The sequence below is a fragment of the Chryseobacterium sp. FG46 genome, assembly GCF_057809135.1.
The window spans coordinates 126,066-140,890 of sequence record NZ_JBMDJJ010000007.1 but is presented as its reverse complement, the minus strand read 5'-3'; the positions used below and the strand labels follow the sequence as shown (position 1 = coordinate 140,890).

Here is a 14,825-nt window from a genome sequence, read left to right as displayed (position 1 = left end):
AATCTTAGCTAAATTCGATATAAATATTTTCGCCTACATTCAGTCCAAACAGGCTTTTAGCACCGTTTTTCTTGCTTCCTTTGTAGATGGTAAGCTCCAATAACTGGCTATCATTGAAGATAGCAGCAGACTGTCCATGGAATTCGGTCTCCCTTTTCCAGTCTGAAACAACTTCCGTGTGACTTGAAAATATTCTTGAAAGGCTTAAATTTCTGAATTTTATGGTAAAACTGCTGTAGCCTTTACTGATGTTCTCAAAAAAATCTTTATTGATATTTGATATTATATTTCCGAAATTATCAATATAAGTCACTTCACCAATAATCATCCCTTCCGATTCATTATAAACCGCACGAGGGAACATCAGTTGTTTTGCCGTGTTTATTTTTCTTCCTATGACTTCAGGGAGTCCGCCATTGGCAAGATGTACCGCTGCAGGAACAAAAATGTCTGTAGAAGTGAAGTTGATAACGTCATCAAAACGGTTGTTCAGCGTAAGCTCGTAGATGGCTTCCGGTTTAATATCAAAAAATATAAGGCTTAAAAGGCCATTGTCTGCCGCCAGGAAGTAAGATCCGTCAGCTTTATAAATAATATTCTTTCTGGATTTGTGATAAAAGCTGTCTACAGAAAGAATGTGAATGCTTCCTTTGGGAAAATATTTATAAGCATTTCTTACAATATACGAAGTCTGTATAAGGTTGAATGCCTGGATTTCGTGGGTGATATCAATAATATTAACCTCAGGGTTTAGAGATAGAATTTTGCCTTTCACAGCAGCAACTCTGTAATCTAAATTTCCGAAATCCGAAGTAAGGGTAATAATTGACATGAGCAATTTATAGAATAGTGTAGTATTGCAAAGTTATTTAAAATAAAAAGAAAGCCCGAAAGATTGTTGAAAAGAATTTGATATAAATTTGAAAAAAAGCTTTAATTTTAAAATCTAAAAATAAAAATACTGCATGTTTGAATTAACATATGATTTGGAAGATATCGATGCGAAAATCTTCTATGGAGTTAATAACCAATATTTCAACTTAATAAAATCAAGCTTTCCAACCATTAAAATTACAGGAAGAGATCATTTTATCTTTGCCATGGGAAATCAGGAAGCTTTAGACATACTGAAACAAAAACTGGATGATATTGTCAGTTTTATCTCCAAAAACAATTCAATAGGGCTGAAAGATGTTGAAAATATTTTGAATATTAAGGACGAAAACGAGAAACAGCTGGTATTTGACCAGGATATCATTGTAAAAGGAGTTAACGGAAAAGTTATTAAAGCTAAGACGACCAATCTTAAAAAGCTGGTAAAGGAAACGGAGAAAAAGGACATGGTTTTTGCCATTGGACCTGCAGGTACCGGAAAAACATATACCAGTGTGGCATTGGCAGCAAGAGCTTTAAGAGATAAGGAAGTGAAAAGAATTATCCTGACGAGACCGGCTGTAGAAGCGGGAGAGAGTCTGGGATTTCTTCCCGGTGACCTTAAAGAAAAGCTGGATCCGTATTTGCAGCCGTTATATGATGCACTTCGTGATATGATTCCGCATGAGAAACTGGAAGGCTTCATGGAAAAGAAAGTGATTGAAGTAGCACCATTAGCCTTCATGAGAGGGCGTACACTGGATGATGCTTTTGTGATTCTTGACGAAGCACAGAATACCACTCATGCACAGATGAAAATGTTCCTTACCAGAATGGGGATGAATGCCAAGTTTATCATCACAGGAGACCCAAGCCAGATTGACCTTCCGAAAAATCAACAGTCCGGGCTTAAAGAAGCTATGAGAATTTTGCACGGCGTAAAGGAGATAGGATTTGTACATCTTACAGAAGAGGACGTGGTAAGACACCCGGTGGTAAGAAAGATTATCCTTGCTTATAACGATGAGGAAAAAAGACTAAGAAACGACTAGTAAAAATAAGTGAAAGTTTTCGTTAACTTTTTATTAACCTTAAATTTGACAGTTAAAATTTGTTAATTTGAAAAAAATAATTAGTTTTGCAAACCTTGAATGTAAAAACTAATTAAACATGAAAAAACTTTTACTTGTTGCGGCGGTCGCTGCTATGGGAATTTGTGCCAACGCACAAGAATTTCGATTTGGTCCAAAAGCTGGTTTCGCAATGTCTACTATTAAACTGGATGATAAGCAAGACGATCTTGACGGAAGAAAAATGTCTCCAAAATATACCTTCTATATCGGTGGAATGGCTGAGTACAAATTCAATGATAACTTTGCTGTTCAGGGAGAGGTTTTGTATTCTCCACTTGGAGCTAAAGAAAAAATTGATGGCGTAAACGCTGGAGGAATTTATTTTGGTGAGTCAACTAAAGTGAATTTTGGAACTCTTTTGGTTCCTGTTTCTGCCAAATACTTTATCACAGAAGGTTTCTCTGTAGCTGCAGGTCTTAATGTAGGAATCATTCTTACAGCTAAACAAAAGACTGTAATTGGTTCAGATTTCCTTGATGTGGAAATAGAAGGTGAAGGCGGTGAGGTAGATATTAAAAAAGATATCAAATCATTAAACCTTGCTCCGTTCTTAGGTGTTGAATATATGTTGGAAAACGGACTTTTCTTTGATGCAAGATACAGCTTGGGAGTATCAAACCTATCTAATGACAATAGCGGAGGGACTGTAAAGAATAGCTTTGCTCAGATTGGAGTAGGCTTCAAATTCGGAGGAAACTAATTCTGAAATTTTAGCTTCAAAATAATGATAAAAATAGGCTGTCCGAAAAGTTCGGACAGCCTATTTTTGATTACTCATATATAAGTTGTACGGATTCCTGATCAGAAATTCTTAATAGAGAGGATCTATGATGATTAGAAATAAAGAAGATAACTTGAATAATAAACATTTGTTTAGATTTTAAGAGTTAATAACTTTAAAATTAGTGATTTAGGTTAATTAATTTTAGCATTTTTCCAGAATTCATCGGGTTTTAGAAAAAATAAGAAAATTTAAAAAAGTAAATATATTGGAGTCTTGTTAAAAAAATAGGATCTTTTTATTCATAATATTGTGAAAAACTCAATAACATCTCTTAATTAGGATTTATTTTTATAAAACCCTCAATTTTAACAATGATATTAATCACATTAACAAATTTTAATATTACTGGTAGCCACTGTAAATTTGCCCTCAGAAAGTATTAAAATTTTTTACAATGAAAAAAATATTATTAGCGGGTGCTGTTGCACTTTTCGGTTTATCAAACGCTCAGATTGCTAAAGGAACTACATATTTATCAGGATCTGTTGGTTATTCTCAAGTAGAATCTAACAACGGTAACGATAAAAAAGAAAACTTCAACGTATTACCTACAGTTGGATATTTCGTAAACACTAACTTAGCAATCGGATTAGGAGTTGGTTATCAAACTGAAAAAAACACTTTAACTACTACTCTTGGTAACACAGTAGGAGAAAGCATCACTAAGCAGCCAGCTTTTGTTGTAGCTCCATTCGTAAGAAAATACTGGACTTTATCTGACAAGTTATATTTCTTCGGACAATTAGCAGTTCCAATGCAGTTTGGAAAAACTGAAACTGAAACTAGCTCTGTAACTACAGTAGGAAATAACACAATTTCAACTTCAAATTCTACTGAAGCTAAATACACAAAAATCGGTGTTACTGTTAAACCAGGTTTAGATTATTTCTTAAACAAAAACTGGTCTATTGAAGCTACTATCGGTGAGTTCGGTTATAGCAACTACAAGCCAAAAGATGGTGATGCTACCAACAACTACAACTTCGGATTGAATTTATCTTCTGTAACTTTCGGAGTTAAATATGTATTTGCAAAATAATAAACAAAGCATATAGCAAGAAAGCCTTGAGAAACTCTTAGGGCTTTTTTGCTATACAAAACTAATATAATGATCATGAAAAAAATCGTATTGATGGGTGCTGTTGCACTTTTTGGTTTATCAAATGCACAGATTGCAAAAGGAACTTCCTATCTTTCAGGCCATGTAGGATATTATCACAGTGAAAAGAACGAATTCAATACTAAAAGAAAGGATGATGTAATCAGAATTCTTCCTACAGCTGGTTATTTCGTTAATAACAACGTAGCAGTAGGGCTTGGTATAGGCTATAAAAGTGCTGTTACAAAATACAAATTGGGCGATCCAGCCATAAGTAATGCATTTGAAGTTAAATATACAGATAATGCTTTTGTGGTAGCACCATTCGTGAGAAAGTACTGGACTTTATCTGATAAATTATACATCTTTGGACAGTTACAGGTTCCATTGGAGTTTGGTAAGGAAAAAATGGATGCAAAAAATAATATTAACGATGCGGACCCTTTACTTACAGCTGCCTTGAACAGCGAAAATAACTATACCAATATTGGAGTCAATATTAAACCAGGTCTGGACTATTTCCTGACTAAGAACTGGTCAATTGAAGCTACAATTGGGGAATTCGGATACAATACTTACAAAAGAGACATTGACGGGGCAAAAAGAACTGATGATTACAAATTGGGTATCAGTTTAACTTCCGTGACTTTTGGAGTGAAATATGTATTTGCAAAATAATAAACAGAGCATATAGCAAGAAACCCTGAGGATTCTGAGGGCTTTTTTGTATTTTCGCGAACATTTTTTAATACAATAAATCATGAAAAAAATTTTATTAGCGTCTGCAATCGCTTTATTTGCTGGTTTAAATGCACAAACTACATTCGGTGTAAAAGCAGGGTATGCTTTATCAAAATTAAATTCCAGTGAGGGGGATTTCGAATTTGGAGGATTCGAAGCCAGTTTAAAATCCAAATCAGGGTTTTATATCGGAGGTTTGGTTGAGCATAAATTCAATAATAAGTTTGCTGTTCAGGGAGAGATAGAATATGCCAATCTTGGCGGAAAAGCTGAAGTTGGAATACCGGGTACAGGTATTACCTTAACTGAAAAGATGAACCTTAACAGAATTGTTATTCCTGTATCTGCAAGATATTATGCAACTCCGGAATTGGGTATTTATGCAGGTCCATATGTGAGCTTTAAAACGAATAATAAAGCAAAATTTGAAGTAAGTGGTCCTAATGCGGGTATGGTAGATCCTTCCGGACTTAAAGAAGGAGAGCGTTATTTGGAAAGAGAGCTGAATGATGGTTTGAAATCTACCGATTTTGGTCTATTCCTGGGTGCTGATTACAATGTATACAAAGGATTATTTGTGGATGCGCGTTATAGCTTTGGTCTTACCAATATGATCAAGAATCCTGTGGATGGTGAAACATTAAAAATGAATTTCTTCCAGTTAGGAGTAGGATACAAGTTTAAATAAACATATCTCTATAAAAACAAAAAACTCTCAGAATTTCTGAGAGTTTTTTTATGAATGATTTTGTCTTTCTTATTTCCCGAACATTCCACCCATTCCAGGCATATTCGGCATTTTGCTCATCATCTGCATCATTTGTTTTCCCTGAGGTCCCTGCATCATCTTCATCATTTTACCCATCTGATCAAACTGTTTCATCAATTGATTCACATCTTCGATTTTTCTTCCGGCACCTTTGGCAATTCTTCCTTTTCTCTGAGTATTGATGATAGAAGGTCTTCTCCTTTCTTCAGGAGTCATAGAGTAGATGATCGCTTCAATGTGTTTGAATGCATCATCACTGATTTCTACATCTTTAATTGCTTTTCCAACTCCAGGAATCATTCCCATCAAATCCTTCATATTACCCATCTTCTTGATTTGATTGATCTGCTTAAGGAAATCATCAAAACCGAATTCGTTTTTAGCGATTTTTTTGTGAAGTTTTTTAGCTTCTTCCTCGTCAAACTGCTCCTGAGCTCTTTCTACTAAGGAAACAACATCTCCCATTCCCAGTATTCTGTCTGCCATCCTTTCCGGGTAGAAAAGGTCTAAAGCTTCCATTTTTTCTCCTGTAGAGATAAACTTGATTGGTTTTTCAACAACAGAACGGATCGTTAATGCAGCTCCACCTCTTGTATCACCATCTAATTTCGTTAAAACAACTCCGTCAAAGTTCAAAGCATCGTTGAATGCTTTTGCCGTATTTACAGCATCCTGACCTGTCATAGAGTCAACAACGAATAGTGTTTCATTTGGTTTGATGAAATAATGTACAGATTTGATCTCGTTCATCATCTGCTCATCAATCGCCAAACGACCTGCTGTATCCACGATTACAACATCATGACCGTTTGCTTTTGCAAAGTTGATTGCATTTTCAGCAATCGTAGAAGGATTTGTAGAACCTTCTTCGGTAAAAACGGGAACATTGATTTGTCCTCCTAATACTTTCAGCTGGTCAATCGCTGCAGGACGGTAAACGTCACAGGCTACCAATAAAGGTTTTTTATTTCTTTTTGTCTGTAAATAATTAGCAAGCTTTCCTGAGAAAGTAGTCTTACCAGATCCCTGAAGACCGGCAATAAGAATTACAGAAGGTTTTCCTGAAAGATTAATTCCTTCCTGAGAGCCTCCCATCAGGTCTACCAACTCATCATGAACAATTTTCGTCATCAGCTGTCCCGGAGTAAGGGAAGTAAGGACGTTTTCTCCTAATGCTTTATCCTGAACTCTTTTTGTAAGATCTTTCGCAACTTTATAGTTAACGTCGGCATCTACCAATGCTCTACGGATTTCCTTTACGGTTTCCGCAACATTGATTTCAGTAATTTTTCCTCTACCGGAAATATTGTGTAATGCCTTGTCTAATTTATCCTGTAAACTATTAAACATATTTATTGTAAATTATAGGTTTGCAAAAATAAGGAATTTTTAGCATATCCAAAGTGTTTGATCACGTAATATTATATATATACGTAATATTATTACAAACAAGAAAAATGATAAATATCAAATCATGGTATAATCCGATAGAAAAAGTCTATTTTTGCGATCAATTAAAATATAGAATGAAGATCAATCCCAATATTCTTGTTGTCATTTTATTCTTTCTGACCTTCCTGGTGCATTTTTCCCTTTGGAAATTTGTTTTTCACCTGGATGAAATTATAATCATTAAATTTTACCTTTTTCTAAGCGTCATGTTTATGATGATGATCACTCTTGTAATTTTAATTAATAGAGTAGCACCACAATTTTTAGGATTATCTGTTATTGGTTTGATCCTTTTAAAATTCGGTTTGATGTACTTAATCAGAAAAAAACTGGACTTTGAAGTGATTCCTGGCTACAAATTTCATTTTATTATGCCTTATTTTGTCCTGACAGCACTGCTTACATACTATGCGATCGGGTTAATTAATCATGATAAAAAACAGTAAAATTATTTATTGAAACTAGAAAAATTATCATATTTTTGCACAACGAAAAAAACCTATCAATGTTTAAGAAATTCGCAGTTTTATTTTACAGTATTTTTGTATTAAACTTAGTGTCTGCACAGCATGGTGAGGCCACCACGGGTGAGGCTCCTGCTCAAGAGCTTTCAGAGAAAGACAAAGTAACTAAAGAAAACAAAGAGTTCATCGATCATCACTTGTTGGATGCTCATGATTTCACATTGATGGTTGATAAAGATGGTCATCATATAGGTTTTCCTCTTCCTGTTATTTTTTATGATAACGGTTTCCACTCTTTTATGAGTAATAAAGAAGGTTTTATGCATGGAGAACCAACTGAAGTAGACGGTGCTTATTATGTGCTGCATCATGAGAAAATCTATAAAACAGACGAAAAGGGAACAATTACTCTGGATAAAGACCATCACCCAACACAAGAGAAAGTTTTAGATCTTTCTATTACAAAAAGTGTATTAATTATCATCTTAGTGGCGGTTTTCATGTTTGTATTATTTGTTGGAATGGCTAAATCTTATAAGAAGTCAGCGGTTCCTACAGGAGCAGCAAGATTCTTAGAGCCTTTGGTGATTTTTGTGAGAGATGAGATCGCTCTTCCTAATATCGGACATAAGTATAAAAGATTCATGGGTTATTTATTAACTGTATTTTTCTTTATTCTTTTCCTTAACGTTTTAGGATTGATGCCTTTTGGAATTAATGTTACAGGTAATATTACAATGACATTCTTCCTAGCTATCCTTACGTATTTGATTACAACATTCTCAGCTAATAAAGATTACTGGAAGCATATCTTCTGGATGCCAGGTGTTCCGGTTCCAATGAAATTCATTATGTTGCCAATCGAATTATTAGGAACTATTACTAAGCCATTCGCTTTGATGATCCGACTTTTTGCCAACATGACGGCAGGTCACATCGTAGTAATGACTTTGATTGGATCTATCTATATCTTTAAAAACTGGATCGCAGGAGTAGCATTCCCATTCTTAACATTAGTAATTTATTTACTTGAAGTATTGGTAGCATTCCTACAGGCATATATCTTCACAATGCTATCGGCTTTATTTATCGGAATGGCTGTAGAAGAGCACGAGCACGAACATCATGCTGCTCACTAATTAGAAGGTAAAAAGAGAAATTAAACAAATATTAAAACAATTTTTTAAAATTATATATTATGGAAATCCCTAGAATTATTGGTGCAGGTCTTATCGTACTAGGTGTAGGTATCGGTCTTGGTAAAATCGGAGCTGCTGCTCTTGAAGCTATCGCTAGACAGCCTGAGCAATCTGGAAAAATCCAAACTGCTATGCTTATTGCAGCTGCACTAGTTGAAGGTGTTGCATTTGCTGCGTTATTCGCATCATAAGCCAAACAAAACAAAAACATTGTTGCAGCGGTTGGCTGCAGCAATGTTAATTTTAAAAAAAAAGTAATAATTATTTATACATTTATATAATGGAATTAATTCATCAGTTTTCATCAGGACTATTTATTATCCAGTCTGTTATTTTTCTAGCATTATTATTTTTGTTAGGTAAATTCGCTTGGAAGCCTATTTTAAAGTCAATCGACGACAGAGAAACATCTATTGTTGACGCTCTTAATCAAGCTAAATTAGCTAGAAAAGAAATGGAAACTTTAAAAGAGGATAACGAAAGAATCATTCGTGAAGCTAAAATCGAAAGAGATGCTATCCTTAAAGAAGCCAGAGAAATTAAAGACAGAATCGTAGGAGAAGCTAAAGATGCTGCTAAAGCTGAAGGAGACAAAATGATCGAAGCTGCTAAACAGACTATCAACGCTGAGAAAAATGCTGCCATGGCAGACATCAAAACTCAAATTGGTACTTTATCTGTAAACATTGCTGAGTCTATCCTGAAGCAAAAGCTGGACAACAGTGAAGCTCAAAACGAATTAGTTCAAAATTATTTAAACAAATCAAACCTTAACTAAGAATGCTTACATCTAAAGTAGCTAAAAGATACGCACAAGGTTTACTTGATTTCACAAACGAGTCAGGTCAGACAGCTACTGTATTTTCTGAAATGAAAGATGTAGTAAAGATCATGAAAGAGTCTGTGGACTTAAATAAATTTTTCATGACTCCTTATATTGATTCTAAAAAGAAAATAGAAGTAGCAAACGAAATTTTCAAAGGTTTATCTGTTTCTTCTCAGAACCTGATCAGATTGGTAATTAAGCACGGGCGTGAAAACCAATTGAAAAATATCGCTCAGGAATTCATCAACAAAGTAGAAGACCTTAGTGGTGTACAGAGAGTAACGCTTACTACAGCAACTCCGCTTTCAAAAGAAAATCTTGACCAGATTTTAAGATCTACCCATCTTGTAAATGCTGATTCAAACTTTGATCTGAAAGTAAATGTGAAGCCTGAAATTCTTGGAGGATATGTTCTGAGAGTAGGTGACCAGCAGGTAGATGCTTCTGTGAAGACAAAACTGAACCAAGTTAAAAAAGATTTTCAATTGAATTAATATGAAAAAGGTTTTATATATATCAATGCTTGCTTTTTCATTCTTAGCTTTTGGTCAAAAAGTTAAGATTAAAAAAGATAAAGTGTTTATCGATGATAAAGAAACCTATCATATTGAAACGAATGATTTTAATTTTATTCTATCTGACATCAAAGATAATGCAGTTGTTTCAGCTTTAGGCTCTACTTATCAGGTTTCTAAAACACCACCGCTTTATCCGAACGAATCTCCTTACTGGACTAAAGTAATTTACACCGTAAGATTTTTGAAATACAACAAAGAACTTGTTACAGATTTAGCAGATAAAGATATTATTAAAAATATTTATAAGTCTGGTATTTTTGACGAAAACGGAAATGCTGATGAATCTAAAATAGACTTGTTTATAGCTAAATATTCTAACGAAGATCTAAAAATTAAACTTTTTAAATAAGAAAAAACAACCATACAATGGCAGAAATAAATCCGGCAGAAGTATCTGCGATCTTAAAACAGCAATTGGCCAACTTCGATACTCAATCCAACGTTGAGGAAGTAGGTACAGTTTTAACCATCGGTGATGGTATTGCTCGTGTATACGGGTTAGAAAACGTACAATACGGAGAGTTGGTGAAATTTTCTAGTGATGTAGAAGGTATTGTACTTAACCTTGAAGAAGACAACGTGGGGGTTGCTCTACTTGGTGAAAGTAAATTAGTAAAAGAAGGTGATACGGTAAGAAGAACAAACAGAATCTCCTCTATCAAAGTAGGAGAAGGTATGTTAGGAAGAGTAGTAGATACTCTTGGTAACCCAATCGATGGTAAAGGTCCTATTACTGGGGATTTATACGAAATGCCATTGGAAAGAAAGGCTCCTGGAGTAATCTTCAGACAGCCGGTAACTGAGCCTTTACAGACTGGTATCGTTGCAATTGATGCGATGATCCCTGTAGGAAGAGGTCAGAGAGAGCTTATCATTGGTGACAGACAAACAGGTAAAACTACTGTTGCTATCGATACGATCATCAACCAAAAAGAATTCTTTGATGCTGGTAAGCCAGTATATTGTATATATGTTGCTATCGGTCAGAAAGCTTCTACTGTAGCACAAATCGTTAAAACTCTATCTGATAAAGGAGCTTTAGCTTATACGGTAATCGTTGCAGCTAACGCATCAGATCCGGTTCCAATGCAGGTATATTCTGCAATGGCAGGAGCTTCTATCGGTGAGTTCTTCAGAGACACAGGTAGACCAGCACTTATCGTTTATGATGATTTATCTAAACAAGCTGTTGCTTACCGTGAGCTTTCTCTACTATTGAGAAGACCACCGGGCCGTGAAGCTTACCCTGGAGACGTATTCTACCTTCACTCAAGACTATTGGAAAGAGCGGCAAAAGTAATCGCTGATGATAACATTGCTAAGCAGATGAACGATTTGCCGGAGTCTCTTAAACCAATCGTAAAAGGTGGTGGTTCATTAACAGCCCTTCCGATTATCGAAACTCAGGCTGGTGATGTTTCTGCATACATCCCTACAAACGTAATCTCTATTACAGACGGACAGATCTTCCTGGAGTCTGATCTATTCAACTCAGGGGTTCGTCCTGCAATCAACGTAGGTATCTCTGTATCAAGGGTAGGAGGTAATGCTCAGATCAAATCAATGAAAAAAGTATCTGGTACATTGAAACTTGACCAGGCTCAATATAAAGAACTAGAAGCGTTTGCTAAATTCGGTTCTGACCTTGATGCTTCTACGTTAGCAGTAATCTCTAAAGGAGAAAGAAACGTAGAAATCCTTAAGCAGCCGGTAAATGCACCACTTCCTGTAGAAAGTCAGGTAGCGATCGTATATGCCGGAACAGAAAACTTAATGAGAAACGTTCCATTGAACAAGATTAAAGAATTCCAACACGAATACATCGAGTTCCTGAGATCTAAGCACCCGGATACAATGGCTGCTATCAAGGCTGGAAAAATCGATAACGATATTACAGGTGTTCTTAAGCAGGCAGCTAACGATTTAGCTTCTAAATACAACTAAAAAATTCAATGTTTAAGGTTTGAAATATAGTGTTTTAAACCTTAAACTTTAGACCTTAAACTTTGAACCCAAATTAATGGCAAACTTAAAAGAAATACGAGGCAGAATTACGTCAATTTCATCTACGATGCAGATTACACGTGCTATGAAGATGGTTTCCGCAGCGAAACTTAAAAAAGCACAGGATGCAATCGTAATGTTAAGACCTTATTCTGAAAAATTACAGGAGCTTATCCAGAATGTAAATTCTAGCTCTGATCCTGATCAGATTTCTGTATATGCTCAGAAAAGAGAGGTTAAAAGAGTACTATTCATCGCTGTTACTTCAAACAGAGGTCTTGCGGGAGCTTTTAACTCTTCTATCGTAAAAGAGCTTAACCTTCAGTTCCAGAACAACGCTCAATACGAGGTTGAAGTTCTTCCTGTAGGTAAAAAAGTATATGATGCTGTAAGAAAAAGCCGTACTGTATATACTAATGGAAGTTCTGTTTATGATAATCTGAGTTTTGATGCAGTTGCTCATATCGCTGAAGGGGTAATGACGAGCTTCAAAGAAGGTAAATTTGACGAAGTTTATGTTATCTATAACAAATTCGTTAATGCTGCTACTCAGGAAGTAACTACAGAACAGCTTCTTCCCATCTCAATGCCGGAAAATACTGAGCCACAGGTTGAAACAGATTATATCTTTGAGCCTAACAGAGCTGAAATCCTGGATAATTTGATTCCAAAGTCTATCAAAACTCAGGTTTTCAAAGCCATCTTAGATTCAGTAGCGTCTGAGCACGGAGCGAGAATGACTGCAATGCACAAAGCAACAGACAACGCTCAGGCTTTAAAGAATGATCTTGTGATCTTCTACAACAAAGCAAGACAGGCTGCAATTACCAACGAGATCCTGGAAATTGTTTCCGGAGCAGAAGCTTTGAAAAATTCATAAAGAATTATTTTATTATACCAATAAAAGCACCGAAATTATCGGTGCTTTTTTGTTTGTGGAAGGCTGAACGGATATTTACCACTTAAAAATATTGTTTCTGTTAAAAAATGAGTAGTTGTTCCAATTATTTTTTTTATTTGAAAATAGCGGTATTTTATAGTGTCAGTTTCTGTTCCGAAAATTACTTCATCGAAATAATCTATCCCGGATTCAGGTTATTTTTATTTTGCATATCTTTGTAGCTAATAAAATTTATACAATCTCTAAATGGACTCGGACATAGTCAGGCTTTTGCTGGCCTTATTTCTTGTTTTACTCAATGGCTTCTTCGTAGCCGCAGAATTTTCAATTGTTAAAGTTCGTTACTCACAAATTCAGTTAAAAGCCGCAGAAGGAAACTCTATGGCCAAGCAGGCAGAACATATCATCAAACATCTTGATGAATATCTTTCTGCTACACAATTAGGAATTACATTGGCGTCCCTTGCCCTTGGTTGGGTGGGAGAAAGTGCTTTGCACCACGTGGTTGAAAGCCTCTTTCATTCGTTTAATATAGACTTGACCCAAACAACAATTACCACAATTTCAGTGGTGACCAGTTTTGTATTAATCACCATCATGCACATTGTGTTTGGTGAGCTTATACCAAAATCAATCGCGATCAGAAAATCCGAAGCAACTACAATGGCAACAGCTGTTCCGTTGAGAGTTTTCTATACGATTTTTAAACCGTTTATCTGGTTGATGAACTCCATGTCAAATGGTTTCTTAAGACTTGTAAAAATTCATCCCGCTTCCGAACAGGAAATTCACTCTACGGAAGAACTTCAGCTCTTGGTGAAACAAAGTGCAGACAGCGGTGAGATTGAAGAAGAGAACTACGAAATTATTAAAAATGCATTTGATTTTACAGATCATTCTGCCAAGCAGATCATGGTTCCAAGACAGAATATTACTTCCATAGACTTTGAAGAAGATGTCAATGACATTATCAATAAGATCATGGATAGCGGATATTCCCGTATTCCTGTATATATCGATTCTATTGACAATATTATTGGAATTTTCTACACAAAGGAAATTATAAGAGAATTTGTGAAGAGAAAAGGAGATCTTGACCATGAAGACCTTAAAGATTTAATGCGTGATGCCTTTTTCGTGGTAGAAAGCAAAAAAGTTTCAGACTTATTGAAAACGTTCCAGCTTAAAAAACAGCATATTGCTATTGTTATTGACGAATTTGGTGGAACTGAAGGGATTATCACATTAGAAGATATTCTTGAGGAACTTGTGGGAGAAATTCAGGATGAAGAAGATGACGAAGAAAAAATCGTTGACAAAATAGCGGATAATACTTATTGGGTGCAGGCTACGCAGCCTTTGGACGAAATCAACGAGTTTTTACCCAAAAGGCTTCCTCTTTCCGAAGAAAGCGAATACAATTCATTGGCCGGATTTATTCTTCATGAACTGGAAGAAATTCCGGAAGAAAACCAGGAGTTTGATCTTGAAAATTATCACTTCAAGATCCTGAAAATGAATAATAAGAGTGTGGAACTTGTGGAGCTGGTATATCAGGAACCCAATGCTATTGACCATTTAGCAGATAAAATTGGAGAAGTTTAAAAGAATAAGAATGAGTTTTTATAACAGCATAAAAGACTACGAAAACCCAAAACGTCAGTACGAGGAAGAAGTTCTCGTCTTAGATGATACAGATGAAGTTTATAAACTGGTACTGCATAACGATGATATTCATACATTTGATTACGTAATAGACTGCCTGATCGAAATATGCAAGCATACGTTGGAACAGGCTGAGCAGTGTACCATGCTGGTTCACTACAAAGGCAAATGCACCGTAAAAACAGGCTCAATGGATGTTTTGAAGCCTATGCATGAAAAATTAATTTCGCGTGAATTAACAAGCGAAATCGTATAAAATAAAAATCCGACAATTTGTCGGATTTTTTTATGGAATCCGAAGCAGAAAGCAGAGGGATAGCAACGAATCACAAAGACT

At 35.5% G+C, this 14,825-nt stretch carries 17 protein-coding genes; 15 read left to right on the top strand and 2 right to left on the bottom strand.

The features are described 5' to 3' along the window. Positions 1 to 4 precede the first annotated feature (4 nt). Positions 5 to 832: an SAM hydrolase/SAM-dependent halogenase family protein gene (locus ACODR7_RS07670; protein ID WP_488838501.1), complete on the bottom strand. Its 828-nt coding sequence runs from the start codon at positions 830 to 832 to the stop codon at positions 5 to 7. Between the two features lie 133 nt (positions 833 to 965). On the opposite strand from ACODR7_RS07670, the gene ACODR7_RS07665 reads away from it, so the two are divergent. From ACODR7_RS07665 to ACODR7_RS07645, 5 genes are all read left to right on the top strand, one after another. After that, positions 966 to 1,925, top strand: coding sequence for a PhoH family protein (locus ACODR7_RS07665; protein ID WP_488838499.1), 960 nt, complete (start codon positions 966 to 968; stop codon positions 1,923 to 1,925). Positions 1,926 to 2,043: 118 nt separating this feature from the next. Next, positions 2,044 to 2,706, top strand: coding sequence for a porin family protein (locus ACODR7_RS07660; protein ID WP_488838497.1), 663 nt, complete (start codon positions 2,044 to 2,046; stop codon positions 2,704 to 2,706). Positions 2,707 to 3,184: 478 nt separating this feature from the next. Next, positions 3,185 to 3,829: an outer membrane beta-barrel protein gene (locus tag ACODR7_RS07655; protein ID WP_076594574.1), complete on the top strand. Its 645-nt coding sequence runs from the start codon at positions 3,185 to 3,187 to the stop codon at positions 3,827 to 3,829. 75 nt (positions 3,830 to 3,904) lie between these two features. Then, positions 3,905 to 4,567: an outer membrane beta-barrel protein gene (locus ACODR7_RS07650; protein WP_488838495.1), complete on the top strand. Its 663-nt coding sequence runs from the start codon at positions 3,905 to 3,907 to the stop codon at positions 4,565 to 4,567. 82 nt (positions 4,568 to 4,649) lie between these two features. After that, positions 4,650 to 5,318 carry a porin family protein gene (locus ACODR7_RS07645; RefSeq protein WP_488838493.1) on the top strand — a complete coding sequence of 223 codons (669 nt, stop codon included), beginning with the start codon at positions 4,650 to 4,652 and terminating at the stop codon, positions 5,316 to 5,318. Between the two features lie 69 nt (positions 5,319 to 5,387). Here the strand turns inward: ACODR7_RS07645 and ffh are convergent, their stop codons facing one another. After that, positions 5,388 to 6,749 (bottom strand): signal recognition particle protein, encoded by a 1,362-nt coding sequence (ffh, locus tag ACODR7_RS07640; RefSeq protein ID WP_488838491.1) that lies wholly within the window; start codon positions 6,747 to 6,749, stop codon positions 5,388 to 5,390. 107 nt (positions 6,750 to 6,856) lie between these two features. Here ffh and ACODR7_RS07635 point away from each other — a divergent pair, with 107 nt between their 5' ends. From ACODR7_RS07635 to ACODR7_RS07590, 10 genes are all read left to right on the top strand, one after another. Then, positions 6,857 to 7,297: a hypothetical protein gene (locus ACODR7_RS07635; RefSeq protein ID WP_146212843.1), complete on the top strand. Its 441-nt coding sequence runs from the start codon at positions 6,857 to 6,859 to the stop codon at positions 7,295 to 7,297. A 59-nt stretch (positions 7,298 to 7,356) separates the two neighbouring features. After that, positions 7,357 to 8,454 carry a F0F1 ATP synthase subunit A gene (atpB, locus tag ACODR7_RS07630; RefSeq protein ID WP_110366267.1) on the top strand — a complete coding sequence of 366 codons (1,098 nt, stop codon included), beginning with the start codon at positions 7,357 to 7,359 and terminating at the stop codon, positions 8,452 to 8,454. 59 nt (positions 8,455 to 8,513) lie between these two features. Then, on the top strand, positions 8,514 to 8,705 hold the full coding sequence (atpE, locus tag ACODR7_RS07625) for an ATP synthase F0 subunit C (protein WP_027384648.1): 192 nt from the start codon (positions 8,514 to 8,516) through the stop codon (positions 8,703 to 8,705). 89 nt (positions 8,706 to 8,794) lie between these two features. Beyond that, complete coding sequence (locus ACODR7_RS07620; RefSeq protein ID WP_110366266.1) at positions 8,795 to 9,292, top strand: F0F1 ATP synthase subunit B; 498 nt, start codon at positions 8,795 to 8,797, stop codon at positions 9,290 to 9,292. A 2-nt stretch (positions 9,293 to 9,294) separates the two neighbouring features. Then, complete coding sequence (gene atpH / locus ACODR7_RS07615; protein WP_076594578.1) at positions 9,295 to 9,834, top strand: ATP synthase F1 subunit delta; 540 nt, start codon at positions 9,295 to 9,297, stop codon at positions 9,832 to 9,834. A 1-nt stretch (position 9,835) separates the two neighbouring features. After that, positions 9,836 to 10,267, top strand: a complete 432-nt coding sequence (locus ACODR7_RS07610; RefSeq protein WP_488838488.1) for a hypothetical protein — start codon at positions 9,836 to 9,838, stop codon at positions 10,265 to 10,267. Positions 10,268 to 10,284: 17 nt separating this feature from the next. After that, positions 10,285 to 11,862 carry a F0F1 ATP synthase subunit alpha gene (gene atpA, locus ACODR7_RS07605; protein WP_076594579.1) on the top strand — a complete coding sequence of 526 codons (1,578 nt, stop codon included), beginning with the start codon at positions 10,285 to 10,287 and terminating at the stop codon, positions 11,860 to 11,862. Positions 11,863 to 11,938: 76 nt separating this feature from the next. Further along, complete coding sequence (gene atpG / locus ACODR7_RS07600; RefSeq protein ID WP_488838486.1) at positions 11,939 to 12,802, top strand: ATP synthase F1 subunit gamma; 864 nt, start codon at positions 11,939 to 11,941, stop codon at positions 12,800 to 12,802. Positions 12,803 to 13,069: 267 nt separating this feature from the next. After that, positions 13,070 to 14,428, top strand: coding sequence for a hemolysin family protein (locus tag ACODR7_RS07595; RefSeq protein WP_488838484.1), 1,359 nt, complete (start codon positions 13,070 to 13,072; stop codon positions 14,426 to 14,428). Positions 14,429 to 14,438: 10 nt separating this feature from the next. Beyond that, a complete protein-coding gene (locus ACODR7_RS07590) occupies positions 14,439 to 14,744 on the top strand; it encodes an ATP-dependent Clp protease adaptor ClpS (RefSeq protein WP_110366265.1) in 306 nt (101 codons plus the stop codon). The last annotated feature ends 81 nt before the right edge of the window (positions 14,745 to 14,825 follow it).

What these genes read in the sequence shown, in the direction of transcription:
- ACODR7_RS07590 (WP_110366265.1), top strand. Translation starts at nt 14,439, where the DNA reads ATGAGTTTTTATAACAGCATAAAAGACTACGAAAACCCAAAACGTCAG.
- ACODR7_RS07595 (WP_488838484.1), top strand. Translation starts at nt 13,070, where the DNA reads ATGGACTCGGACATAGTCAGGCTTTTGCTGGCCTTATTTCTTGTTTTA.
- ACODR7_RS07650 (WP_488838495.1), top strand. Translation starts at nt 3,905, where the DNA reads ATGAAAAAAATCGTATTGATGGGTGCTGTTGCACTTTTTGGTTTATCA.
- ACODR7_RS07670 (WP_488838501.1), bottom strand. Translation starts at nt 832, where the DNA reads ATGTCAATTATTACCCTTACTTCGGATTTCGGAAATTTAGATTACAGA.
- ACODR7_RS07645 (WP_488838493.1), top strand. Translation starts at nt 4,650, where the DNA reads ATGAAAAAAATTTTATTAGCGTCTGCAATCGCTTTATTTGCTGGTTTA.
- ACODR7_RS07620 (WP_110366266.1), top strand. Translation starts at nt 8,795, where the DNA reads ATGGAATTAATTCATCAGTTTTCATCAGGACTATTTATTATCCAGTCT.
- ACODR7_RS07655 (WP_076594574.1), top strand. Translation starts at nt 3,185, where the DNA reads ATGAAAAAAATATTATTAGCGGGTGCTGTTGCACTTTTCGGTTTATCA.
- ACODR7_RS07610 (WP_488838488.1), top strand. Translation starts at nt 9,836, where the DNA reads ATGAAAAAGGTTTTATATATATCAATGCTTGCTTTTTCATTCTTAGCT.
- atpH (WP_076594578.1), top strand. Translation starts at nt 9,295, where the DNA reads ATGCTTACATCTAAAGTAGCTAAAAGATACGCACAAGGTTTACTTGAT.
- ACODR7_RS07660 (WP_488838497.1), top strand. Translation starts at nt 2,044, where the DNA reads ATGAAAAAACTTTTACTTGTTGCGGCGGTCGCTGCTATGGGAATTTGT.
- atpB (WP_110366267.1), top strand. Translation starts at nt 7,357, where the DNA reads ATGTTTAAGAAATTCGCAGTTTTATTTTACAGTATTTTTGTATTAAAC.
- atpA (WP_076594579.1), top strand. Translation starts at nt 10,285, where the DNA reads ATGGCAGAAATAAATCCGGCAGAAGTATCTGCGATCTTAAAACAGCAA.
- ACODR7_RS07665 (WP_488838499.1), top strand. Translation starts at nt 966, where the DNA reads ATGTTTGAATTAACATATGATTTGGAAGATATCGATGCGAAAATCTTC.
- ACODR7_RS07635 (WP_146212843.1), top strand. Translation starts at nt 6,857, where the DNA reads ATGATAAATATCAAATCATGGTATAATCCGATAGAAAAAGTCTATTTT.
- ffh (WP_488838491.1), bottom strand. Translation starts at nt 6,749, where the DNA reads ATGTTTAATAGTTTACAGGATAAATTAGACAAGGCATTACACAATATT.
- atpG (WP_488838486.1), top strand. Translation starts at nt 11,939, where the DNA reads ATGGCAAACTTAAAAGAAATACGAGGCAGAATTACGTCAATTTCATCT.
- atpE (WP_027384648.1), top strand. Translation starts at nt 8,514, where the DNA reads ATGGAAATCCCTAGAATTATTGGTGCAGGTCTTATCGTACTAGGTGTA.